The sequence below is a fragment of the Paenibacillus sp. FSL R10-2199 genome (assembly GCF_038000235.1).
In the GTDB taxonomy this organism is placed as follows: domain Bacteria; phylum Bacillota; class Bacilli; order Paenibacillales; family Paenibacillaceae; genus Paenibacillus_AQ; species Paenibacillus_AQ phytohabitans.
Window position 1 is genome coordinate 4,476,409 of the sequence record NZ_JBBOBO010000001.1, and the last position, 23,420, is coordinate 4,499,828.

Annotated in this window: 26 protein-coding genes; all 26 read left to right on the forward strand. The window is 50.2% G+C overall.

Annotation, left to right across the window (positions count from 1 at the left end; all coding sequences use genetic code 11):
* The first annotated feature begins 8 nt into the window (after positions 1-8).
* The 26 genes from NYE33_RS19460 to NYE33_RS19585 all read left to right on the forward strand — a co-directional run bounded on the left by NYE33_RS19460 (position 9) and on the right by NYE33_RS19585 (position 23,302).
* Positions 9-539, forward strand: coding sequence for a flagellar biosynthetic protein FliO (locus NYE33_RS19460; protein WP_039295189.1), 531 nt, complete (start codon positions 9-11; stop codon positions 537-539).
* Entirely contained in the window at positions 536-1,300 is a 765-nt protein-coding gene (gene fliP, locus NYE33_RS19465) for a flagellar type III secretion system pore protein FliP (protein ID WP_039295192.1), read from the forward strand. The genes NYE33_RS19460 and fliP overlap by 4 nt, the downstream gene beginning before the upstream one ends.
* A 22-nt stretch (positions 1,301-1,322) precedes the next feature.
* Positions 1,323-1,592, forward strand: a complete 270-nt coding sequence (fliQ, locus tag NYE33_RS19470) for a flagellar biosynthesis protein FliQ (RefSeq protein ID WP_036692523.1) — start codon at positions 1,323-1,325, stop codon at positions 1,590-1,592.
* A gap of 4 nt (positions 1,593-1,596) precedes the next feature.
* Entirely contained in the window at positions 1,597-2,388 is a 792-nt protein-coding gene (gene fliR, locus NYE33_RS19475) for a flagellar biosynthetic protein FliR (RefSeq protein WP_039295194.1), read from the forward strand.
* A gap of 22 nt (positions 2,389-2,410) precedes the next feature.
* Positions 2,411-3,505 (forward strand): flagellar biosynthesis protein FlhB, encoded by a 1,095-nt coding sequence (flhB, locus tag NYE33_RS19480; RefSeq protein ID WP_039295197.1) that lies wholly within the window; start codon positions 2,411-2,413, stop codon positions 3,503-3,505.
* 71 nt (positions 3,506-3,576) lie between these two features.
* Positions 3,577-5,559 carry a flagellar biosynthesis protein FlhA gene (flhA, locus tag NYE33_RS19485; protein WP_371916295.1) on the forward strand — a complete coding sequence of 661 codons (1,983 nt, stop codon included), beginning with the start codon at positions 3,577-3,579 and terminating at the stop codon, positions 5,557-5,559.
* Positions 5,556-6,968 carry a flagellar biosynthesis protein FlhF gene (flhF, locus tag NYE33_RS19490; RefSeq protein WP_336103209.1) on the forward strand — a complete coding sequence of 471 codons (1,413 nt, stop codon included), beginning with the start codon at positions 5,556-5,558 and terminating at the stop codon, positions 6,966-6,968. Before flhA ends, flhF begins: the two co-directional genes overlap by 4 nt.
* The gene (locus NYE33_RS19495; RefSeq protein ID WP_341067083.1) at positions 6,965-7,846 is read left to right on the forward strand and encodes a MinD/ParA family protein; all 882 of its coding nucleotides are present in this window, start codon (positions 6,965-6,967) and stop codon (positions 7,844-7,846) included. The genes flhF and NYE33_RS19495 overlap by 4 nt, the downstream gene beginning before the upstream one ends.
* A 35-nt stretch (positions 7,847-7,881) precedes the next feature.
* Complete coding sequence (locus NYE33_RS19500; RefSeq protein WP_341067086.1) at positions 7,882-9,297, forward strand: protein-glutamate methylesterase/protein-glutamine glutaminase; 1,416 nt, start codon at positions 7,882-7,884, stop codon at positions 9,295-9,297.
* Between the two features lie 34 nt (positions 9,298-9,331).
* Positions 9,332-11,416: a chemotaxis protein CheA gene (locus NYE33_RS19505; protein ID WP_042138141.1), complete on the forward strand. Its 2,085-nt coding sequence runs from the start codon at positions 9,332-9,334 to the stop codon at positions 11,414-11,416.
* Between the two features lie 27 nt (positions 11,417-11,443).
* Entirely contained in the window at positions 11,444-11,905 is a 462-nt protein-coding gene (locus NYE33_RS19510) for a chemotaxis protein CheW (protein ID WP_039295214.1), read from the forward strand.
* A gap of 36 nt (positions 11,906-11,941) precedes the next feature.
* On the forward strand, positions 11,942-12,535 hold the full coding sequence (locus tag NYE33_RS19515; protein ID WP_216626453.1) for a chemotaxis protein CheC: 594 nt from the start codon (positions 11,942-11,944) through the stop codon (positions 12,533-12,535).
* Positions 12,528-13,025, forward strand: a complete 498-nt coding sequence (locus NYE33_RS19520; protein ID WP_042138138.1) for a chemotaxis protein CheD — start codon at positions 12,528-12,530, stop codon at positions 13,023-13,025. Before NYE33_RS19515 ends, NYE33_RS19520 begins: the two co-directional genes overlap by 8 nt.
* A gap of 2 nt (positions 13,026-13,027) precedes the next feature.
* Positions 13,028-13,444, forward strand: coding sequence for a hypothetical protein (locus NYE33_RS19525; protein ID WP_042138137.1), 417 nt, complete (start codon positions 13,028-13,030; stop codon positions 13,442-13,444).
* Between the two features lie 77 nt (positions 13,445-13,521).
* Positions 13,522-14,310, forward strand: a complete 789-nt coding sequence (locus tag NYE33_RS19530) for a FliA/WhiG family RNA polymerase sigma factor (protein WP_042138136.1) — start codon at positions 13,522-13,524, stop codon at positions 14,308-14,310.
* Positions 14,311-14,340: 30 nt separating this feature from the next.
* Positions 14,341-15,744, forward strand: coding sequence for a DUF342 domain-containing protein (locus NYE33_RS19535; protein WP_042138132.1), 1,404 nt, complete (start codon positions 14,341-14,343; stop codon positions 15,742-15,744).
* A gap of 66 nt (positions 15,745-15,810) precedes the next feature.
* Positions 15,811-16,119: a hypothetical protein gene (locus NYE33_RS19540; protein WP_042138131.1), complete on the forward strand. Its 309-nt coding sequence runs from the start codon at positions 15,811-15,813 to the stop codon at positions 16,117-16,119.
* 62 nt (positions 16,120-16,181) lie between these two features.
* The gene (locus NYE33_RS19545) at positions 16,182-16,760 is read left to right on the forward strand and encodes a hypothetical protein (RefSeq protein WP_341067091.1); all 579 of its coding nucleotides are present in this window, start codon (positions 16,182-16,184) and stop codon (positions 16,758-16,760) included.
* The gene (locus tag NYE33_RS19550; RefSeq protein WP_042138128.1) at positions 16,757-17,392 is read left to right on the forward strand and encodes a hypothetical protein; all 636 of its coding nucleotides are present in this window, start codon (positions 16,757-16,759) and stop codon (positions 17,390-17,392) included. The genes NYE33_RS19545 and NYE33_RS19550 overlap by 4 nt, the downstream gene beginning before the upstream one ends.
* Before the next feature lie 197 nt (positions 17,393-17,589).
* Positions 17,590-18,291, forward strand: coding sequence for a 30S ribosomal protein S2 (rpsB, locus tag NYE33_RS19555; RefSeq protein WP_036692565.1), 702 nt, complete (start codon positions 17,590-17,592; stop codon positions 18,289-18,291).
* A 137-nt stretch (positions 18,292-18,428) separates the two neighbouring features.
* Positions 18,429-19,079 (forward strand): translation elongation factor Ts, encoded by a 651-nt coding sequence (tsf, locus tag NYE33_RS19560; RefSeq protein WP_039295244.1) that lies wholly within the window; start codon positions 18,429-18,431, stop codon positions 19,077-19,079.
* Positions 19,080-19,186: 107 nt separating this feature from the next.
* Positions 19,187-19,915: a UMP kinase gene (gene pyrH / locus NYE33_RS19565; RefSeq protein WP_039295247.1), complete on the forward strand. Its 729-nt coding sequence runs from the start codon at positions 19,187-19,189 to the stop codon at positions 19,913-19,915.
* Entirely contained in the window at positions 19,915-20,469 is a 555-nt protein-coding gene (gene frr, locus NYE33_RS19570; RefSeq protein WP_039295250.1) for a ribosome recycling factor, read from the forward strand. The genes pyrH and frr overlap by 1 nt, the downstream gene beginning before the upstream one ends.
* Before the next feature lie 78 nt (positions 20,470-20,547).
* Positions 20,548-21,315 (forward strand): isoprenyl transferase, encoded by a 768-nt coding sequence (locus NYE33_RS19575; protein ID WP_039295253.1) that lies wholly within the window; start codon positions 20,548-20,550, stop codon positions 21,313-21,315.
* Positions 21,316-21,336: 21 nt separating this feature from the next.
* Positions 21,337-22,140: a phosphatidate cytidylyltransferase gene (locus NYE33_RS19580; RefSeq protein ID WP_042138125.1), complete on the forward strand. Its 804-nt coding sequence runs from the start codon at positions 21,337-21,339 to the stop codon at positions 22,138-22,140.
* 22 nt (positions 22,141-22,162) lie between these two features.
* The gene (locus NYE33_RS19585; RefSeq protein WP_042138124.1) at positions 22,163-23,302 is read left to right on the forward strand and encodes a 1-deoxy-D-xylulose-5-phosphate reductoisomerase; all 1,140 of its coding nucleotides are present in this window, start codon (positions 22,163-22,165) and stop codon (positions 23,300-23,302) included.
* Positions 23,303-23,420: the final 118 nt, after the last annotated feature.

Genomic DNA, 23,420 nt, shown 5'->3' on the forward strand with positions numbered 1-23,420 from the left:
AATCAGGTATGTTAGCCAATTCCGGAACGCTCGGAGACGGTAGTAATGCCCTGCTGAATTTGCTCAAAGTTGTATTTGTTCTTGCAGTAATTGTCATTCTTATCGTGCTGCTGATCCGTTTTCTGGGACGCCGCAATCAGACAATGATGAGCGGCCGTTCCATCCGTACACTTGGTGCGATGGGGCTCGGTCCGAATAAGTCGATTCAGATCATCGAACTCGGCGGCAGCCTCTATCTGATCGGAGTGGGTGAGAATATATCCATGATGGATAAAATTACCGATCCGGCAGAAGTTGCTTTAATCATTTCCGCATTCGAAGATCAAACGTCAGGAACTGACAATTTTATTACACCGCTTATCGCCAAAATCAAATCCAAGCTGCGCGGTGAAGTCCCGTCCCAGGAAATTGAACTTAATGAGACTTCGTCTTTCTATGAGACGCTGCAGTCCAAGCTTGCGCTTGCGCCTGAGCGTAAAGAGAAGCTCGAAGAGCTGCTGCGGGATGAAGACCTTAAGAATGAGTCGAGGGATTTATGAAAAAAAAGCTGATTCTTTCGTTACTGCTTCTAGGTATATTCAGTATTGTTCTTCTGCATCCGGTTCACGCGGATCCTATTCCCAACATTAGTATTCAGGTCGGTGATAACGATACTGCAAGCGGTGGCACGAGTTCAATTTCCATACTGCTGCTGGTAACGGTTCTGAGCATAGCTCCTTCATTTCTGGTGTTAATGACGAGCTTTACCCGGATAGTGATCGTACTGGGGTTCGTAAGAACTTCGCTCGGTACGCAGCAAATGCCCCCAAACCAGGTGCTTGTGGGACTGGCTTTGTTCCTGACCCTGTTCATTATGTCACCGACACTGGCAACAGTGAATGAAACGGCCTTACAGCCGTATATGAAAGGCACGCTGACCCAGAGCGAGGCGCTCAATAAAGCGCAGGAACCGCTGAAGGAATTTATGTTCAAGCAGACCAATACCAAGGACCTGCTGCTGTTCATGAACTATACCGGCAACAATGCAACGGTCAAACCGGCCAGCTACAATGATATCCCTTTGACAGTTATGGTACCGGCGTTTGCGATTGGTGAGATGAAAAAAGCATTTATGATGGGCTTTATGATTTTTATACCCTTTCTCATTATTGATATCGTAGTATCCAGTACGCTAATGGCCATGGGGATGATGATGCTGCCGCCGGTCATGATATCCTTGCCTTTCAAAATTATGCTCTTTGTGCTAGTGGACGGCTGGTACCTAGTAGTCAAATCACTGCTGCTAAGTTTTAACACCTGACCCTTAAGAGGAGGCGTAAGGGATGAATGCGGAGTTTATTATCGGTCTAGCCGGCCAAGCCGTATATTTGGTGCTGGAAACCAGCGCACCCATGCTGATTCTTGGTCTGGTGGTAGGACTGATCGTCAGTATATTTCAAGCCACAACCCAGATTCAGGAGCAAACCCTGGCGTTTGTTCCCAAAATCGTTGCCGTACTGCTCGCATTACTGCTATTCGGTCCGTGGATTATAACGAAGCTGGTGGATTTCACCAGTCAAATTTTGGGCAGCCTCTATATGTATATCGGTTGAGATTATGAATATAGAGACCCTGCTGCAAAGTTTTCCTGTCTTTCTGCTGATTTTTTGTCGAATTACAGCCTTTTTTGTTGTCGTCCCTGTCTTTTCTTCGCAAAGTGTGCCGACAACATTCAAAATTGGTTTGTCTTTTTTTGTTTCCATGGTTATCTTCAGTTCAGGCGGGATGAACGTCACCGTTCCGCAGGATCTCAATTTTATTCTGCTGATCGTCAGAGAAGCTTTAATCGGACTGCTGCTTGGATTTGTCGCGTATCTGATGTTTATGACGATTCAGACGGCGGGTTCTTTTATCGATATTCAGATCGGGTTTGGTATCGCCAATGTAATTGACCCGATGACTGGTGCATCTGCTCCTATCATCGGTAACTTCAAGTATATGATTGCGCTGCTGCTGTTTCTGGCGATGAACGGACATCACTATTTGCTGGATGCCATTGTTTACAGTTATAAATGGGTGCCGATCGACAATGACCTGTTCCTCAAAATGATCGACGGAAGCTTGTCGGAATTCCTGATACGCACCTTCGCACAATCCTTCATGCTGGCCTTTCAAATGTCGGCGCCGCTGGTTACCGCATTATTCTTAACGGATGTGGGTCTGGCCTTTCTGGCGAGAACCGCTCCGCAATATAATGTGTTCGTCATCGGGGTTCCGCTCAAAATCATTGTAGGTCTGGCGCTGCTTCTTATACTGATGCCGGGGCTGGCTGTGCTGTTCCAGAATCTCTTCGACATTATGTTTGAGTCCATGCATAACTTACTTGGCCTCGTGGGGAAGAGTCCTTAGGTAACGGTAAGGAGAGAGTGTCATGGCTAAGCCAAAACGATATAAATTAAATCTTCAGCTGTTCGGGGGAGATAAGACTGAGAAGGCCACCCCGAAGAAACGGCAGGACGCCCGCAAGAAAGGGCAGGTTGCCAAGAGCGCGGAGATGTCTGGCGCAGTGGTGCTGTTCTCGGCATTGTTGTCGCTGAGCATTTTCGGCGGTTTCATGAAAGAACGCTTTGTCAAGCTGTTCACAGATGTGTTTCAGAACCGGATGATGATGGAAGTAACAGCGGAGAATATCTCCAAGCTGTTCAACCAGTACGGGCTGCAGATTCTGATTCTGCTGGCTCCCCTGCTGGGCATCACCTTCCTTCTGGCGCTTGTGGCCAACTTCGCGCAGGTGGGTTTTATGGCTAGCGGTGCAGGGATTACACCTAAGTTCGAGAAGATCAATCCGATCAAAGGCTTCAAGAATATTTTCTCCATGCGTTCGTTTGTTGAGTTCCTCAAGTCGATCTTCAAGCTGGTGCTGATAGCCTATCTGGTCTACAGCACGCTCTGGGGGGAGAAGGAGAGCTTCGCTTCCCTCGCACGTGTTAGTGCTGAAAGTGTGTTCGGCTTCGCTGCGAAGCTGACCATGAGCCTGGGCATCAAGATTGCGGCGGCTCTTTTTATCATGGCCGTTCTGGACTATATCTATCAGAAATACGAGCATGAGAAAAGTCTGAAAATGTCCAAGCAGGATATTAAGGACGAGTACAAAAAGATGGAGGGCGACCCCATCATTAAAGGTAAAATCAGGGAACGCCAGCGCAGAATGGCGATGCAGCGGATGATGCAGGAGGTCCCTAAGGCTGATGTTATCATCACAAACCCGACCCACTTTGCGGTTGCCCTGAAGTATGACGGTTCCAAAATGGAGGCTCCGCAGATTATAGCCAAGGGCCAGGATTATGTGGCGCTCCGTATCAGGGAGCTGGCCAAGGAGCATGGTGTTGTGACTATGGAGAATAAGCCGCTGGCACGGGCGCTATTCCAGAGAGCGGAAATCGGTGATGTGGTTCCGGCCGATTTGTTCCAGGCTGTTGCCGAAGTGCTGGCCTATGTATACAAGCTTAAAGGTAAGAGGAGATAAGCCGGGGGAGGTTAAGGACATTGAAAGCTAGAGATCTAACAGTTCTACTGGGCGTTATCGGCATTGTGCTTATGATGATTCTGCCCATCCCTGTCTGGCTTCTGGATGTACTGTTAATTGTCAATATCTCAATAGCCCTGACCATTATATTGGTCGCAATGAATACGAAGGATCCGCTGCAGTTCTCGATTTTCCCTTCATTACTCTTGATCACTACACTGTTCCGGTTAGCCTTGAATATCTCCACCACCAAACTGATTCTTGGTGATGGTCATGCAGGTGAGGTGGTAGCTACATTCGGAAGCTGGATTGCAGGGGGACAAATCGCTATAGGTTTCATCGTCTTCCTGATTCTGGTTGTTGTGCAGTTCATTGTTATCACCAAAGGCTCTGAGCGCGTTGCAGAGGTGGGGGCACGCTTTACACTGGATGCGATGCCTGGTAAACAGATGAGTATCGATGCGGATTTGAATGCAGGGATGATCAATGAGCAGCAGGCGCGTGAACGCCGGCGTAATGTTGAGCGCGAAGCGGATTTCTTCGGAGCCATGGATGGTGCGAGTAAATTCGTTAAAGGTGACGCCATTGCCAGTATTATCATCCTGCTGATCAATCTGATCGGCGGCTTTATTATCGGGATGACAATTCACGGAATGTCCTTCCAGGATGCACTTTCAACCTACTCCATACTGACGATCGGGGATGGCCTGGTCAGCCAGATTCCGGCACTGCTTATTTCCACCGCTTCCGGTCTGATCGTAACCCGGGCGGCTTCGGAAGGCAATCTGGCTGAGGATCTGACTGGACAATTGCTGTCTTATCCGAAGCTTCTATATATTGTAGCAGTGACCATTGCTTTTCTGGGTTTCTTCACCCCGATCACGGTGATGTCTACATTGCCTCTGGCGGGTCTGATGGCTTATGCGGCCTACAGCATGGGGCAGAAGGCCAGCAGGCAGCAGATTGCCGATGAACAGCTGGTAGAGGAGAAGCAGATTGAAGAAGTGCGCAGTCCCGAAAGTGTCATTAATCTGCTGACGGTTGACCCGATCGAGTTCGAATTTGGCTATGGCCTGATCCCTTTGGCGGATACGGGACAGGGCGGCGATCTGCTAGACCGTATCATCATGATTCGACGGCAATGTGCGCTTGAGATGGGTCTAGTCGTGCCGGTTATTCGTATTCGCGACAATATTCAACTAAAACCGAATGAATATGTCATCAAAATTAAAGGAAATAACGTTGGCGGCGGTGAATTATTACTTAATCACTATCTTGCCATGAGTCCCGGTTATGATGACGAGTCGATTAGCGGGATTGAGACTATCGAACCATCGTTTGGATTACCTGCATTATGGATTGATGAATCTGTTAAAGAACGTGCGGAATTATCCGGTTATACCGTAGTGGATCCGCCTTCTGTTGTAGCCACGCATTTGACAGAGCTAATCAAACGTCACGGTCATGAGCTGCTGGGACGCCAGGAGACCAAACAGCTGGTCGATAATCTCAGAGAGAACTATCCCGTTCTGGTGGACGAACTCATTCCTTCCATACTGGCGGTTGGTGATATTCAGAAAGTCCTTGGCAAGCTGCTACGTGAGAAGATTTCCATCCGGGATCTGGTAACGATCTTCGAGACTCTGGCGGATTATGGCACATACACCAAGGATCCTGATATTCTGACGGAATATGTCCGGCAGTCCCTGTCCAGGCAGATTACACAGCAATTCTCACAATCGGGTGAAACATTGCGTGTAATTACGGTAGGTCCCACACTTGAAAAGAAGATTACCGAAAGTGTTCAGCAGACAGAGCAAGGCAGCTATTTGGCACTTGATCCTGTTTCCACTCAAACCGTCTATCAGCGGCTTACGGAGCAGATCAACCGTCTCCTGCAATCCGGACAGCAGCCGATCGTCTTAACATCTCCTACCATTAGAATGTACTTGCGGCAGGTGATTGAACGGACGATGCAGGATATCCCGGTATTGTCTTACAGCGAGCTCGAGCCAAATATTGAAATTCAAAGCGTTGGGGTGGTGAATTTATGAGAGTGAAGCGTTATGTGGTCGATACGATGCCTGACGCCATGCATTCCATCCGCAGCGAACTTGGAAGCGACGCCGTCATTTTAAGCACCAAAGAGGTTAAAGTCGGCGGATTTATGGGCATGTTCACCAAAAAGAAAATTGAAGTCGTGGCAGCCGTTGAGAATACGCAGAAGCCGGCCGTGCCGGAGAAAGCACCTGCTCAACCGATGAATATACCACGAAGCGCTGTTCCGCAAGCTTACCAAAAGGCGGCTTCAGCATCTGCTCCTCAGGCTGGGCCGGTGAAAGAAACAACATCAGCCCGATCATTTGCCGAGATTGCCGCTGCACTTTCTGATCATGGTGATCAGGGCGGCGGAGGGGTTGCTGTGCTCCCGGCACTGTCGAAGACATATGAGCCGGACATTACGGCAGTCGAACCCGCCAACGTGCCGCAGCCGGTTTCAACTCCGGAGGAGAGCCGCAGAGCTCTCTCGGCAATCTATGATTCACTTGCCGCTGAAGAGCCTGCCCCTGGCGGTGTTCCTGCACAAGAGAGCGATGTCCTTCGTGAAATCAGGGATATGAAGCACTGGATGGAACGTATCGCGCGTTATTCCTCCGGGGCAGCTGAATTGCCGGATGCGCTGGAAGTGCTCAAAGGCCGTCTGATTGATCAGGAAACAGATGCTGTACTTGTGGATGAATGGATTGGAAATGTTCTGGAGCGCTACCGGGGAGAAGGCAGCGGCTGGAGTGCTGATCGCTTTGGCGAGGCGCTGGAAGAGCAGATCGGTGAATTCCTGGCCGGACGCATCGGCAAAGGAATTGCTCCGGATACAAAGATCGTATACATTGCCGGACCTACAGGTGTAGGCAAGACAACGACCATTGCCAAACTGGCGGCGGAGCAGCTGTTTAAGCAGGGCCGCAAAGTGGGCCTGATTACCTCGGACACCTACCGGATTTCAGCAGTCGAGCAGCTTAGAACATACGCATCCATTCTGAATATGCCGCTGGAGGTTGTCCAGTCGCCCGGGGATCTGCAAAGAGCCATGTTCCGCCTGGAGGGCTGTGATCTGGTACTTATGGATACTGCAGGCCGGAACTACCGCAATGAAATGCTGGTGGCCGAACTGCAGAGTCTGCTTGCCAAGGAGCTCAAAAGCGAAACCTTCCTGGTGCTCAGCCTGACCTCCAAAAGCCGCGACATGAAAAAGATCGCTGAGCACTTTGGCAGATACCCGCTGGATAAGGTTATTTTCACGAAGCTGGATGAAACAGGCAGCTTTGGCCCGCTCTTCAATGTTCTGAATGATTTTCCGCTAAAGCTCTCTTATATTACGAATGGCCAGAATGTTCCTGATGATCTTCTGATGGCTACCAGAGAGCAGATTACCGGAATGCTGCTGGGAACAGGGGGCGAGTGATGGATCAGGCGCAAGCTTTAAGACGGTTAGTATCCAGCCAGGATTCCAGGCAGCTCACCGGCAGCGGAGTCTCTGCCCGGATCATTACCGTATGCAGCGGAAAGGGGGGAGTCGGAAAGTCGAATTTCACCCTTAACTTTGCACTTGCACTGAAATCCCTGGGGCGGAGAGTTCTGTTGTTCGATGCCGATATCGGCATGGCTAACATTGACGTGCTAATGGGCGTGTCAGCGAAATACAATCTGTACCATCTGCTTAAGCGGGAAGCCGATATCGGACAGATCATTCAGTTGGGTCCGGATTCTTTACCTTTTATCGCAGGCGGTTCCGGTATGGATGAGCTGTTCTCACTCTCAGAAGCTGATCTGGACTACTTTACCGCTCAGATTGCGCAAATTGCCGACACGATGGACTTTATACTCTTTGACACAGGGGCTGGATTGTCGAAGGAAACGATGAAGTTTATCACTTCTGCAGATGACTGCATGGTTGTCACGACGCCTGAGCCAACCGCCATTACGGATGCATACGCGCTGATGAAAGTTGTTCATAATTCGCATCCTGAGGTTTCATTCCGGCTGATTGTCAATCAGGCGGGGGATGAACGGGAAGCAAGAGTGACCAGTGATAAAATCCGCATGGCCGCCAGCCGGTTTCTGCAGCTCGAACTCCCGTTTTTGGGCTATATAAGCAGTGATCCCCATGTAGTTCAGGCAGTGAAGAAACAAATTCCATTCTCAGTGGCTTTTCCGAACAGTATAGCAGCTAAAGATGTGCACCGGCTTGCGCTGAGCTATCTGGCTGTTGATTCAGTAGAAACCGCTAAAGTACAGGGCATCAAGGGATTTATCAGCAAGTGGTTGAAACGAAACAAATAATTGTTCTGAATTTGAGGGACAGAGGTGGAAATGCTATGAGGCCATACAAGGTTTTGGTCGTTGATGATTCCGCTTTTATGCGTAAAATCATTTCCGATTTAATTGAAAATGATCCTGACTTTCAGGTAACAGCAACGGCGTCCAACGGCCGTGAAGCTATCGAGAAAGTGAATGAGCTCCGGCCGGATCTGGTAACCATGGATGTGGAAATGCCGGAAATGAATGGTTTGGAGGCGCTGAAAATAATTATGGCCCAGCGGCCGCTTCCAGTCATTATGCTGTCAGGCATTAATGAAGAGGGGATGAAGGAAACAATTCTGGCGCTGGAATGGGGGGCTTTCGATTTCATCCGAAAGCCGTCCATTTCAAACTCCCAGGATATTATCGCAGTCGGGGAGTCACTCCGTGAGCAGATGAAGGAAGCCATGCTGGCGCGCGAACAGCGTGAAGCACGCGCTTCTGCTCACAAGGCTCCTGAACTGCCGCCTGCTGATCAGACGGTTCTGCCAGCGCCGCCTCCTGCTCCGCGAACGGTCATAGAACCAGTGAAACGGAAGGCAGAGCCGATGAAGAAAGAAACGGAATCCCTGCGCAAGCCGGTCCAGAGTACACTGAAGCCAAAAGGGAAAGCACCTCTGGAGCTGGCGGCAGACAAGAATCCGCCAGTGAAAGGCCCTGGCAGTGAAGTTACGAAGCGGCTGGGCAAGCCGGCTCCGGCAGTGCCACCACCTGCCTCCGGACGCTTCAGAAGCCGGACCCGAGGGGATGCGGGAGCAGTATTGCCTGATCTGCGGGCTGCTGCCGCTGAGACGGCCGCAGGAGGCTTCATTGATCCTCCTGTAGCGCATGCAGGCCCTGTGAACGGAAACAGGGGTCTGCGCAAGCTGGTTGCTGTAGGATGCTCTACCGGCGGTCCCCGGGCGCTGAAGGCGTTCCTGGAGAACATTCCCGGTGATTTTCCGGCACCGATTGTCATTGTTCAGCATATGCCGCCTAATTTCACCAAATCGCTGGCCCAGCGGCTGAATACCTTCAGCGCACTGGAGGTTGCTGAAGCGGAGCATGGCATGATTCTGCGGCAGGGAGCTGCGTATATTGCTCCCGGCGGTTATCATCTGAAGGTTGCTCCGGCAGCCGGCGGCCAATATGTGATTGAGCTTACCAAGGAAGAAGCGCGCAACGGACATCGGCCTTCTGTAGATACGCTGTTCGAATCGGTACTGCGGCTTACCTCGCTTGAACGTCATGCGGTCATTATGACCGGGATGGGCAGCGACGGGGCCCGTATGATGAAGGCACTCTATGACTCGGGTGTGACGTCAACCTTTGCCGAGAGTGAAGAGACCTGTGTCGTTTACGGAATGCCGCGGTCTGCAGTGGAGCTACAGTGCGTGAAACATATCCTGCCTTTGCAAGAAATTGCTCCAAGGCTGGTGCAAGCCGTTAAATAAAGGAAAAGCGAACTCGAAGGGGAGGTGCTCGTTAGTGGACATGAACCAATATTTATCCATGTTTATTGATGAGTCAAATGATCATCTGCAGTCATTGAACGAAAGCATGATGGGGCTGGAAGCAAATCCTGAAGATCTGAGTATTGTCCAGGTGATTTTCCGCTCTGCCCATACCTTGAAAGGTATGGCGGCTACGATGGGTTTTGAGGATTTGGCTTCGCTTACGCACCAAATGGAGAATGTGCTTGATCTGGTGCGTAACAATAAACTGCGGATGCAGGATTTCATTTTTGACACCCTGTTCAAGAGTATTGATGCTCTGGAATCCATGGTGGAGGACATCACAGGCGGAGGAGAGGGGAAGGCTGATGTATCGGCAATTGTATCCTCTCTCCAGGCTATCGTCCGGGGAGAGGTTCCCGCTGCCGGCGGAGCTGCTGCTGAAGTCACTGCGGCTGCTGCCGGCAATGCCACGGATGCCCAGGTGTTTCTGGATGAATTCCAGTACTCTGTGCTGGAGCAGTCTCTGCAGGAAGGCCATCAGGTGCTGTATGTTGATGTTGCCATCCGCAAGGACTGTCAGCTCAAGGCAGTGCGTGCATATATGGTCTTCGACCTTCTGGAGCGTTCAGGAGAAGTTGTTAAGTCCTTCCCTTCGGTTCAGGACATAGAGCAGGAGAAATTCGATTACGGATTCTCCCTCTACTACATAACCCAAAAGGATGCCAGTGAAATTCAGAAGATGATCCTGAATTTGTCGGAGATCGATACGGTTACAGCCGTAGCACTTGATCAGGAATCCCTGCGCCAGATGGGGCAGGAAAGTGTTGCAGCTACCGCAGAAGCGCCTGCCTCTGCTCCGGCGCCGGAGGTTGCTCCTGCTGCCTCTAATGTTTCACCGGCTGCTTCCGCACATGGCAAGGAAGAGAGTAAGGCAGCACCGGCCAGAGCAGGTGGAGCGCCTTCTCCTTCCCGCACGATCCGTGTGGACATCGAGCGTCTGGATGTACTCATGAATCTGTTCAGTGAGCTGCTCATTGACCGCGTTCGGCTGGAACAGCTGGCTTCCGAAGTGCAGAACGGGGATCTTACCGAAACGGTTGAACATATGGGCCGGGTCAGCGGGGATCTGCAGAACATAGTGATGAAGCTGCGCATGGTGCCGGTGGATACCGTATTTAACCGGTTCCCGCGGATGGTGCGCGATCTCGCCAAATCGCTTGACAAGAAAGTTGATCTGATCGTTACCGGTGCTGAAACAGAGCTGGACCGTACCGTAATTGATGAGATTGGTGATCCGCTTGTGCATTTGCTGCGTAATGCAGTAGACCACGGTGTTGAGTCCATAGCAGACCGTGTCGCTGCCGGCAAGCCGGAGACAGGGACCGTCCACCTCCGGGCTTTCCATAGCGGCAACCATGTCTTCATCGAGATTGAAGAGGACGGCAGAGGCATCTATCCGAAGAAGATTCTGGGGTCTGCAGTTAAGAAAGGCGCCATTACCCAGGAGCAGGCCAATGCGATGTCTGATGATGAAGCGTATCAGCTTCTGTTTGCACCGGGCTTCAGTACGGCAGAGGTAATCTCTGACGTATCGGGCCGCGGCGTCGGTCTGGATGTAGTCAAAGCAAAGATCTCCTCCCTGGGCGGCAACGTCACCATTTACTCTACACCGGGTAAAGGGACGAACTTCTCCGTTCAGCTCCCGCTGACCCTGTCGATTATCGCAGCCATGCTGGTTCGTCTGGGTTCAGAGAAATATGCAATTCCGCTCTCTTCCATAGTAGAGACAGGGATTGTCAAACAGTCTCAGATCCGTACCATTCACGGTAACAGAATGCTGGAATTCCGGGGCAGCCATATTCCGCTCGTTTCACTGAGCAAGATCTTCTCTATTCCGGACTATGATGAAAGCACCGAAGAGGAAACAGAGATTGTGGTTGTACGCAAGGGAGAGCGTCTTGTTGCCTTGGCGGTTCAAGACTTTATCGGGCAGAATGAGATTGTCATCAAGAATCTGGGCAAGTATCTGCCGGATGTTCAAGGCATTTCCGGAGCCACTATTCTTGGTGATGGACAAGTTGCACTTATTATCGATCCGAATGCTTTTATTAAATAATCAGGATAGAACAGGGAGGTTCATTCCATGGCTGAAGATATCAAAGTCATAGTATTTAAGCTTGGCACTGAAGAATACGGCATTGAAGTGGAGAAGGTCCAGACCATTGAGCGTATGATGCCCATTACCCGCGTGCCCAAGACCTATTCTTTTATCAAAGGTGTAATCAATCTGCGCGGTGTAGTCATCCCCGTTATTGATCTGCGCGGCCGTTTCAGTATTGAGGAAGCAGAGCATACAGACCAGACCCGGATCATTATTGTGAATGTGAATGAGATGGAAGTAGGCTTCATCGTCGATTCTGCGAATGATGTTATTGATTTGAACCGTGACATTATTGATACACCACCGGATGTCGTAGGCGGAATCAAAGCGAAGTATCTGGACGGGGTGGCCAAAATTGGAGAAGACCGTCTGCTGATTATGCTTAACTTGTCCGAAGTGCTGAACAAGGGCGAAATCGTGCAACTGGAAAGCCTGGAGGGCTAGCCAGTGGAGCTATTCAAAAACTTCAAGGATTTCAAAATGGATGTGCTGAAAGAAGTCGGGAATATTGGAGCCGGTAACGCCGCCACCGCGTTGTCTCAGCTGCTTAATAAGCCGATTGATATGGCTGTACCCAAGGTGCAGCTTCTCAGTTTTGAGGAGATTACCGATAAGGTCGGCGGAGCTGAAGAATTGGTGTATGCTGTATTCCTCCGTGTAGAAGGTGAAGCTCCGGGCAACCTGTTCTTCATTCTTTCTCCGGAAGCTGCGACCAACCTGCTCAGCCGGATTGCCGGAATTGAGATTTCAGGCGGTGAAGAGCTCAGTGAAATGGAGTTATCCGCACTGAGCGAAATCGGCAATATCCTTGCCGGCTCCTACCTTTCATCACTGGCTGACTTTACCTCACTCTCCATGTATCCGACAGTACCGGCGCTTGCTATGGATATGGCCGGGGCAATTCTTGGATACGGGCTGCTGCAGTTCGGTCAGATGGGTGATGATGCGCTGCTGATCGATACGACGTTCCTGGAAGGCCAAAATGAGATTGAAGGGCAATTTTTCCTTATTCCCGATCCCGAATCATTCCCCAAAATATTCAAGGCATTAGGAGTACCGTTTGATAATGATTGAAGAACAGAGCATTATTAAAGTAGGCATGGCGGATCTTAACATAGGCAGCCAGGACAGTCTTATCCGTACGACCGGTCTTGGTTCCTGTGTTGGCCTGACACTGTTTGATCCCGGCAAAAGACTTGCAGGCATGGCACATGTCATGCTGCCCTCGTCAGATATTGCCCGGGAAGGACAGCTGAATATTGCCAAGTTTGCCGATACCGCTGTGCCTGAGCTTTTATCCCGCCTGCTGGCGCTAGGGGCGGTCCGGAGCCGGATTGTGGCCAAGATGGCCGGAGGCTCGCAGATGTTCGCATTTGCCGGGGGGAGTGACACCATGAGGATCGGGCCTCGTAATGTGGAATCCTGCAAACTAGCATTGGACGCATTGAACATTCCGCTGATCGCGGAGGACACGGGTGGCAATTATGGACGTACGATAGAAATCGCCTGCAATACCGGGGTGCTCTTTATCCGCAGCGTTCAAAAAGGCCCGAAGGAAATATAGCCATGAGCAAGAAAATATTATTAAGCACAGGTCTCGGGTTGATTGGATTTCTATTTACGTTTCTTACAAACTACGGACATAATTTAGTTGGAACCAGCCTGATCCGGGGAATATATGGATTTATTATCTGGTTTGTGCTTGCTTTCCTTCTAAGATGGGTATTGGGTGTTATTATTGGGAAATCCTCTGAATCTTCAGACCTTGAAGCCGGATTTGAAGATAACGGTGAGGCACTTGGTGCCAAGCTTGATATTCAGACGCCGGAAGAGGATCAGGAATTGAAGGACCTGCTGACACCGAAGCCGGAAGCGGGAAGTGTGGACTTGAGTGGTTTCACACCTCTGCAGCCTCCAAAACTGGTCTCTATGAAAGATCCTGAAGAATTGGCCAAGGCCGTTCGTCACCTGAAAGAAGAATAAGCGAGTGCTGCGGCGAAAGTCCGTAATCTTGCGCCGCATGGTACCCGCTGACTAAACTTTGGGAAGGGTGAAAGCCGTTGAACGAGCATAAAGCTGCTCAGTCAGAAACAGATGGACTATGGGAACAATGGAAAGAGCAAGGTGATCCTGAGGCCAAAAAAAAGCTGATTGAGAGTTATCTCCATATTGTAGATTACGTATCCAGCCGTCTGGCAGTGGGACTGCCCAAAAATGTATCCAAAGATGACTTGGCCAGCAATGGTGTGATGGGACTGATTGATGCCATCGAGAAATTCGACTACAAGCGGGGACTGCAATTTCAGACCTATGCTTCCTGGCGGGTAAGAGGAGCGATCCTTGACTCTCTGCGGCAAAGTGACTGGGTTCCCAGATCAGTGCGAGAAAAAGCGAAAAAAATCGAGGATGCCTACCAGCAGCTGGAACAGAAGTATTTGAGATCCGTTAGTGACGATGAAATGAGCCAGTATCTGAACATTACTGAAACGGAGTTTCAGACTATGCTGCAGGATGTTGCAGTCATGTCGCTCTGCTCATTAGAAGATCCTATTCGTGAAGAAGAATCAGAGACACGTATGTCTATTCTGGTGGATGATAAGGCTAAGAATCCGGACCGTAAAGTAAATGAGTTCTATCTGCGTGATACGCTGACTAAAGGCATCGAGAAATTAACAGTGAAAGAACGGACCGTCGTGTCCCTTTTATATTATGAGGATTTATCTTTGAGCGAGATCGCTGAAGTGATGTCACTCTCTCCTTCGCGGATCTCACAGCTTCATTCGAAGGCTATTTTGCGGCTAAGAGGAACACTTGAGAAGAACCGTGATCTTCTTATGCAAAATGATTAACCGGGCGCCGGTGACAAGGGGGAGCAGAATTTGATCGGTCAATATGTTTTGGGCCAATACCTGAGTATTACGTTTTCGGATGATAAAGGGATTGCTTACCTCCAGTTCATCAAGAAGGATGAGAATTTCTCCTGTACAATAGAAGATCTTGAAAGCTTCCTGGTCAGTCACAACATTCGATTTGGCATCCAGCGGGATATTGTTCAGCGGATCTGCAGCAACCCGGAAGAATATTTCTGGAACAGGGTGCCGATCGCAATCGGCCAGCCTGCTGTCAACGGCAAGGATGGACGGATGGTACTGACCGTGGATCTGGAGGAAGACCGTAAGCCGCTGGAGAAAGAAGATGGCAAGGTTGACTATAAGGATCTGGTCCGGCTTCACAATGTGAGGAAGGGCCAGCTTATAGCCAGAATCATACCGGCAGAGAATGGTGTAAGCGGAAAGACAGTGACCGGGGAGGAGCTTCCGTATAGAGCAGGGAAGCAAGCCCATTTCAAGGTTGGCAAGAATGTACTGGTGGATCAGGAAGAGACCTCTATGTATTCGGCGATAGATGGATTGGTTACGCTGACAGACAAGGGCAAGATCAATGTATTTCCTGTATATGAGGTCAATGGTGATGTGGATTACAGTACAGGGAATATTGATTTTGTCGGGACGGTTGTCATTCGCGGCAATGTGCTTACCGGCTTCACCGTCAAATCCGCCGGAGATATCCGAGTGGTTGGCGGGGTGGAAGGTGCCGAGCTGATATCCGGCGGCTCCATCGAAATTACCGGCGGAATTATCGGCTATAACAAAGGCCTCGTAAGCGCCGGGAAAAATGTCAAAGTCTCATTTATCCAGGATGGCAATGTGGTGGCCGGAGAAGATGTAATTGTCTCGCAAAGCATTATGCATTCCAACATTCGCGCAGGCCGTGATGTGCTCTGTAACGGTGCCAAAGGTTTGATTGTAGGCGGGATAGTACAGGCAGGCGATAAAGTTGTCGCACGAACCATCGGCAATACAATGTCGACGGCTACAGCGGTTGAGGTGGGCGTTGTTCCCGAGCTGAGAAATGAGATTAATGAGCTGCGCCAGGAATTGCGTCACCTTCTTGAGAATGAAGACAAGACCAATAAGGCATTATACCTTCTCAATCAGTTGGCGAACAACGGTCAGCTTTCCCCGGATAAGGTGGCGCTCCGCGTGAAGCTCAATGCGACCAAGCAATCCCATATGCGTGATGAAAAGAGAATTAAGGAACGCGTACTCGAGATTGAGCGGATGCTTGAGGATACAGGCAGGGCACGGGTGGATGTGATCAAAACAATCTATGGAGGATCAAAGATTGTTATTGGCAGGTATACCAGATTCGTTAAAGATCCTACAGAACGGGTATCCTTTGTTTACAGTGAAGGGGATATATCGATAATACCGTACATTTAAGCAGGCAGGCAGCGGGAGCGGCCTGCTATTCCTTGATTCTATATGGACTATGGGAGATGAGATCTGATGAGTCTGAAACCGGTGGAACTACAAATCGCCCTGCCCCGGACACATGATGCAGCTAAAGTTCAGAACAGCCAGCAGCAGCGTCCGGCGCTTGACCAGCAGCAATTGGCAGGCCAGAACGTCAAGCATAGCCAGGAAATCGCCATGCGCAGCAGTGAGGTGGACGAATCTTCGGAATCAGCACTGCGGGACGGGGGTAAGGAGAAGCAGCCGGACAGCCACGCTGATCCGCGTCAGTCAAGGAAGCCGGAGACCGTCCACGATGCGGAGCATCCTTATAAGGGACACCGGATAGATTTCAGTCTTTGAGTCCAGTTAAACTATTGAATGAGTAAGCTTCTATGAATTGAATGTAAAAGGAGATTAGACACTTGGACCCATGGGTATATATCGTGCTGGTAGGCGCTGTCGCTATCGTTTATGCCCTGAGACTGCCGGCAAAGGCCAGCAAGGAAGACTCGGATGAGAAGAAGAGCCTCAAGGAGACGGAGGCCGCGCTGGAGTTATATATGGCAGATATCGAACATGAGAATACAGAACTGCTTCAGCTGGTCGGCAGCATCAAAGCGCAGTCGCAGAGTAACAAAACAGCCCTGCAGGAAGAGATTGGCACACTGCGTAAGCAGGTGGCTGAGCTTAGTAAGAGCCTGCTGCTTCTGGATGCCCGGCTGACCGCTGAAGAGAAAGGCCTGCTTCAGCTTGCCGCAACCTTCTCAAGGGAGCCTTCGGCTGCCCAGTCTGCGGAGAATGCTTCTGCAGCCCCAACTGCTGAAGCTGAAATTCAGCCTGCCAGGCAAAAGCCGGTCAGCTCCATAAAGCTGAGATATCCGCGATTGTTCGAACTGCATGAACAAGGAAAATCGATAGATTCTATCGCCAAGACTGCAGGTCTCCAGCGGGGCGAGGTCCAGCTGATTCTGCAGTTGGCCCATCAGGAGGAATCGGTATGATCAAGAACCGGTTCTTCATGCTCGGGTTAGGCATCGGTCTGATTGCCGGCGCACTGCTGCTGCAGCTGATGATTGCCGGGAAGGCTGCTCCGCTCACCAAAGAACAGCTGATCAAGGAAGCGGAGCGACTGAATTTGACCGTGGTGGATCATGTGCAGTCCCCAGATGAAGGGGCGGCCAGCGGGGAAGAGGAAGCACAGGAAGGCAATTCTGCGGGAACGCCCGAGTCTTCCCAGGTCCCAGCAGAGGAGGCGGCAACTGCTTCTCCGGCTCCTGCGGCCACACCTAAAGCCGCAGTGGAGCCGAGTGCAGCTGTGACTCCCGGCAAGCCGTCAGCGCCAGTACAGCCGGAGAGCAGTGCTGCAGACACGGGCATTGTAGCTCCAGCCAGTCCGGAAGCGCCTGCGGTTGCAGTGAACGGCGATATTTCTGTGCGGATTCCTACAGGAATTACACTCGCCCAAACTGCGGATGTGCTGGCCGGTGCCGGAGTTATTCAAGATAAAGCGGAGTTTCTTAAGAAGGCGAACAGCCGTAAAGTGAACAAGATTATCCAATACGGCAGCTACAGTTTTGCTAAGGGAGAGAGCGTGGACTCTATTATTGATAAGCTGATTACTGTGAAGAAATAAGTGTTTTACGATAAGAAATTTATAAATTCACAGTAATCGTTGCATAGAATGTTTTAATATGGTATAGTAATTGACGGTGTTAAAACACACGCCGGTTGATTTCGACAAGAGGTGCTTTCTTCTGAAGAAAGTCTTGTAGAAAGATGACACGCGGCGGAGGAGACACACAATAAACCAAAATTAGGAGGTGTGTGAAGATGGCAGTAATTTCCATGAAGCAGCTTCTCGAAGCTGGGGTACACTTCGGTCATCAGACTCGTCGTTGGAATCCAAAGATGGATCGTTATATCTTCACTGAAAGAAACGGAATTTACATTATTGACTTGCAGAAAACAGTCAAAAAGGTAGAGGAAGCTTACAACTTTGTAAAGAGCGTCGCTGGCGACAACGGCACAATCCTATTCGTAGGAACAAAGAAACAAGCACAGGATTCCGTAAAAGAAGAAGCTGAACGTTCAGGTATGTTCTTCATTAACCAACGTTGGCTCGGTGGTACCCTGACTAACTTCCAGACTATTCAGAAGCGTATTGACCGCCTGAAGAAATTGGAAGCTTGGGAAGAAGACGGTACCTTCGCAGTATTGCCTAAGAAAGAAGTTATCCTTCTCCGCAAAGAGAAAGATCGTCTTGAGAAATTCCTGGGCGGTATCAAGAACATGAAAGGTCTTCCAAGCGCGCTGTTCATCATTGACCCGCGTAAAGAGCGTATTGCTGTAGCAGAAGCTCGCAAATTGGGTATTCCTATCGTAGCTATCGTTGATACTAACTGCGATCCGGACGAAATCGACTACGTAATTCCAGGCAATGACGACGCTATCCGCGCCGTGAAGCTCTTGACTGGTAAAATGGCTGACGCTGTTGTTGAAGCTCATCAGGGCGAAGACACAACTACTGCTTAAGTAGTATCCGGGGGACATAAACAAGAACTTAAATGAAAAGGGTGGTTGGCAGGTGGATAACCTCTCACTGCCCTTTTTTTAGGATAATGGGCCTTGAGCCCGCGTATGACAACGACAATTATCTGGAGGGAATAACAATGGCAGTAGATGCAAAGGCAGTAAAGGAACTTCGTGAAAGAACAGGAGCAGGAATGCTCGATTGTAAAAAGGCCCTTGAAGAAGCAAACAACGATATCACAAAAGCGGCTGAATTGCTTCGTGAAAAAGGTTTGTCCGCAGCAGCTAACAAAGCTGGTCGTATCGCTACTGAAGGTACAGTAGAATCTTACATCCACGCTGGCGGCCGTATCGGCGTTCTGGTAGAAATCAACTGCGAAACTGACTTCGTTGGTAAAACAGATTCCTTCAAAGATTTCGCCCGCGATATCGCAATGCAAATCGCAGCAGCGAACCCGCTGTATGTTCGCCGTGAAGAAGTGCCGGCTGCAGATGTTGAGAAAGAAAAAGAAATTCTTAAGAACCAGGCGCTGAACGAAGGCAAGCCTGAAAAAATCGTTGAAAAAATGGTTGAAGGCCGCATCAGCAAGTTCTATGAAGAATATTGCCTGCTTGAACAGCCATTCGTTAAAGACCCGGACAAGACTATTTCCCAATTGCTGAACGAAAAAATCAGCACTATTGGCGAAAACATCTCCATCCGCCGTTTCGTTCGTTACGAGCTGGGTGAAGGTCTTGAGAAGAAAGTCGATAACTTTGTTGAAGAAGTAATGGCACAAGTGAACCAATAATAGCTGAGAAGCATTTTGTAATAAGAACTGAATAAAGGCAAGCATCAAAAGAGCGGAACACATATCACGTAGTGTTCCGTCTTTTGTAAGAAAGTGAGGGTATACAATTGGAACAGCCGGTATTTAAGAGAGTAGTCCTTAAGGTTAGCGGTGAATCACTTGCCGGACAGAATGGCTATGGCATCGATGCCGAAACGATCATCTCCATCGCGGAGCAGGTCAAGGAAGTCGTTGAGCTTGGAGTTCAGGTTGCCATTGTGTGCGGCGGAGGTAACATCTGGCGCGGAATCGCGGGAAGTGCAAGCGGCATTGACCGGGCGACAGCGGATTATATGGGAATGCTGGCAACCGTCATGAACTCGCTGGCACTGCAGGATGCCCTGGAGCAGATTGATGTCCCTACACGGGTTCAGACCTCCATTGCCATGCAGCAAATTGCTGAGCCTTATATCCGCCGCCGGGCAATCCGGCATCTGGAAAAGGGCCGTGTAGTTATTTTTGCCGCAGGAACAGGGAATCCGTTCTTCTCGACGGATACAACGGCAGCGCTCAGAGCGGCCGAGATTGAAGCCGAAGTGATTCTGATGGCGAAGAACAAGGTGGATGGTGTCTATTCCGCGGATCCGTTCAAGGACAGCACTGCCGTGAAATACGAGCAGCTTACTTACATGGATATTCTGAACAAGAACCTGGGTGTTATGGATTCCACCGCTTCCTCTCTCTGCATGGATAATAATATACCGCTCATTGTGTTTGCTATTACAGAGCAAGGCAATATTAAACGTGTCGTTCTCGGCGAAAAGATCGGGACGATTGTTAAAGGGAGTGTAAATTAATGCCACAATCGGTGAAGAAAAATGCCGAAGAGCGTATGGAAAAAGCGATTTTGTCGCTAAAACGCGATTTGGCTACACTGCGGGCAGGACGTGCTTCGACGTCACTGCTGGATCGCATTCAAGTGGAGTACTACGGTGCTCCGACTCCTCTTAATCAGCTGGCTAACATCAGCACACCGGATTCCCGGACACTGCTGATCCAGCCGTGGGACAAAACATCGATGTCTGACATCGAGCGGGCGATTATGAAGTCTGATATCGGGATTACGCCAGCCAATGACGGTACAATCATCCGTTTGTCCATTCCACCGCTTACTGAAGAACGCCGCGGCGAGCTTGTAAAGTTCACCAAGAAGTTCGGAGAAGAAGCGAAGGTAGCCATCCGTAACATCCGCCGCGATGCGAACGATGACATCAAGAAGATGGAGAAGAACGGCATTTCGGAAGACGAATCACATGGACATCAGGAAGATATCCAGAAATCAACGGATAAGTTCATAGCTGAAGTCGATAAAGTGCTCTTGTCCAAAGAAAAAGAGATTATGGAAGTATAATGAAATTCAAGAGACTTCAGGCCCCTCCGTCTATGGTGGGGTTTGTCTCTTTCTGATAAGAGCTTGGAGGAAACGGAAATGATCAAACGGATTCAAGAATGGCTGAGCCGTAAAGACAGGCAGGAGCCAGTCGAGATTTCACCGGATAATATTCCCCGGCATGTAGCTGTAATTATGGATGGCAACGGACGCTGGGCGAAACGGCGCGGCTTGCCCCGTATTGTGGGTCATCAGAACGGGATGAAGGCGGTCAAACGTGCGACAATCGCGGCGAATGACCTGGGAGTAGAGTTCTTGACCATGTACGCTTTCTCCACGGAGAACTGGAAGCGGCCGAAGGATGAGGTTGATTTCCTGATGCGCTTGCCTGTGGAATTTCTGGCCATTGAACTGGATGAACTGATTGAGAAGAATGTACAGGTACGTGTAATGGGGGATACCGAGGCTTTGCCTTCCCATACCCGCAGGGCGATGGAAGAAGCGGTTGCCCGGACCGAAGGGAATACCGGACTTATACTTAATTTTGCACTGAACTACGGTGGCCGTAAAGAGATTGAAGACTGTATGCGCGGCTTGGGCAAGGATATCCAGGCAGGTATTCTGACACCTGATGAGATTACTTCAGCACTGATTGACAGCAGACTCTTATCCGGCGGACTGCCTGACCCTGATCTGCTGATCCGTACGAGCGGCGAAATGCGCCTCAGTAACTTTATGCTCTGGCAGATTGCCTACAGTGAATTATGGTTTACAGATGTGTACTGGCCGGAGTTTGACAAGACGCATCTGATGCAGGCTGTGGCAGAATATCAACGCCGCACACGCCGTTATGGTGGATTGAAGTAGCCTGATGGGAGATGGGAATCTTTGAAGCAGCGATTGATTACCGGAATTGTTGCCGGAGCCTTGTTTTTGGGCTTGTGCCTTTTGGGAGGCTGGCCGTATCAGCTGTTGCTGACTGCCATGGCCCTCATCGGCTATTATGAATTTGTAAAAATGACAGGTACAGCAACCTTCGGAGGGACTGCTGTACTTGGTTATGCGTCCGTAGTATGCTTCATGATCCCCTGGAACCTGCTGGGGACTTCCGAGTTATTATCGTGGGAGCAGGGAATCTGGCTGCTTATGCTGTTATTCCTGCTGGTTACGGTCTTCAGCAAGAACAAGCTGGATATTAAGATCACCGCTTTGATGTTCACCGGCATTGTATACATAGGGATGGGCTTCTCTTATATGGCTATCGCCCGCGGTGCGGGAGATGGACATGGGCTTCTCTGGACGTTTCTGCTGCTGTGCTGCATCTGGGGAAGTGATGCCGGAGCGTATTTTGTCGGCCGAAGCTTCGGACGCAATAAGCTCTGGCCGGCGATTAGTCCTAACAAAACTATCGAAGGTGCCCTTGGCGGAGTATTAATCTCTGCCGTGATTTCAATTGTTTTTGCCCTATTGGTTCCTGATCTGCTGACAATCGGACGCGCACTGCTTATCGGGGTTTCCTGCGCCGTTCTGGGTCAGCTCGGAGATCTTGTACAGTCTGCTTATAAACGGGTGTACGGTATTAAGGATTCAGGCTCGTTGCTGCCTGGTCATGGAGGCATCCTGGACCGCTGTGACAGCTGGATTATCGTATTTCCTTTCGTACATATCGTAATGCTGATGCCTTACTATTAACGACAGGAAGAAGGTTTCAACTGTGAAAAGAATCAGTATTCTCGGCTCTACGGGTTCAGTCGGCACCCAGACACTCGATGTCGTAGCCATGCATCCGGAAGCCTTTGTAGTGGACGGGCTGGCAGCGGGAACGAATACCCGGCTGCTGCTGGAGCAGGTCCGCCGCTTCCATCCGCGCCGCGTTTCTGTATCTACACCGGAGCTTGCAGCGGAGATCAGATCCAGTCTGCCTGCCGGCGTAGAGCTCTACAGCGGACGTGAAGGTCTGGTGGAGATTGCCGCCGGCGGTGACGCTGAGACGGTTGTGACTGCCCTCGTGGGCAGTGTGGGTCTGCAGTCTACAATGGCGGCTATTGAAGCCGGCAGACATATTGGACTGGCCAACAAGGAAACGCTGGTTACCGCCGGACACCTGGTTACGGAGCTGGCGGGCCGCAAAGGCGTCAAGCTGCTGCCGGTTGACAGCGAGCATTCAGCCATTTTTCAATGCTTAAACGGCGAGAACCGCGAAGATGTTGCCTCGATTACCATCACAGCATCCGGAGGATCTTTCCGTGATTATACGCGAGCACAGCTTAAGAATGTTACTGTAGAGGATGCGCTGCGCCACCCGAACTGGAGCATGGGGGCCAAGATTACGATTGATTCGGCAACCATGGTTAACAAAGGGCTGGAAGTAATCGAAGCGCATCATCTGTTTGCCCTCCCGTATGAACAGATTAATGTGCTGCTGCATCCGGAGAGCATTATTCACTCCTATGTGGAATTCCGTGACAGCAGTATCATAGCGCAGCTGGGAACGCCGGATATGCGGGTTCCGATTCAATATGCACTCACCTATCCGGACCGCTGGCAGTCGCCTGCTGAGCGGCTGTCGCTGGCCAAAGTAGCCAGTCTCACTTTCCGTGAGATGGACTATGAGCGCTTCCCCGCCCTGAAGCTGGCTATCGACTGCGGCACCATGGGAGGTACGGCTACAACCGCCTTCAATGCAGCGAATGAGATTGCCGTTGCCCGTTTCCTGCGCGGCGAGATTCCGTTCCTGCGGATTGACGAGATTATTGATGAAGTCCTTCAGCGCCATGAGAATGCGGCTCATCCGAATCTGGAGCAGATTCAGCACTGTGATACGGTGACCCGGGAACTTGCGGCTGTGCTGTAAGAGGACAAGGCGCATTTTGTATACCGGAAATATTTGTTATGCCCTGAAAAATAGGGGTGGACTGTTGATTCTCTTGTGCCTTACCTTGGAATAATGATAAATTAAGAGGACATACTTC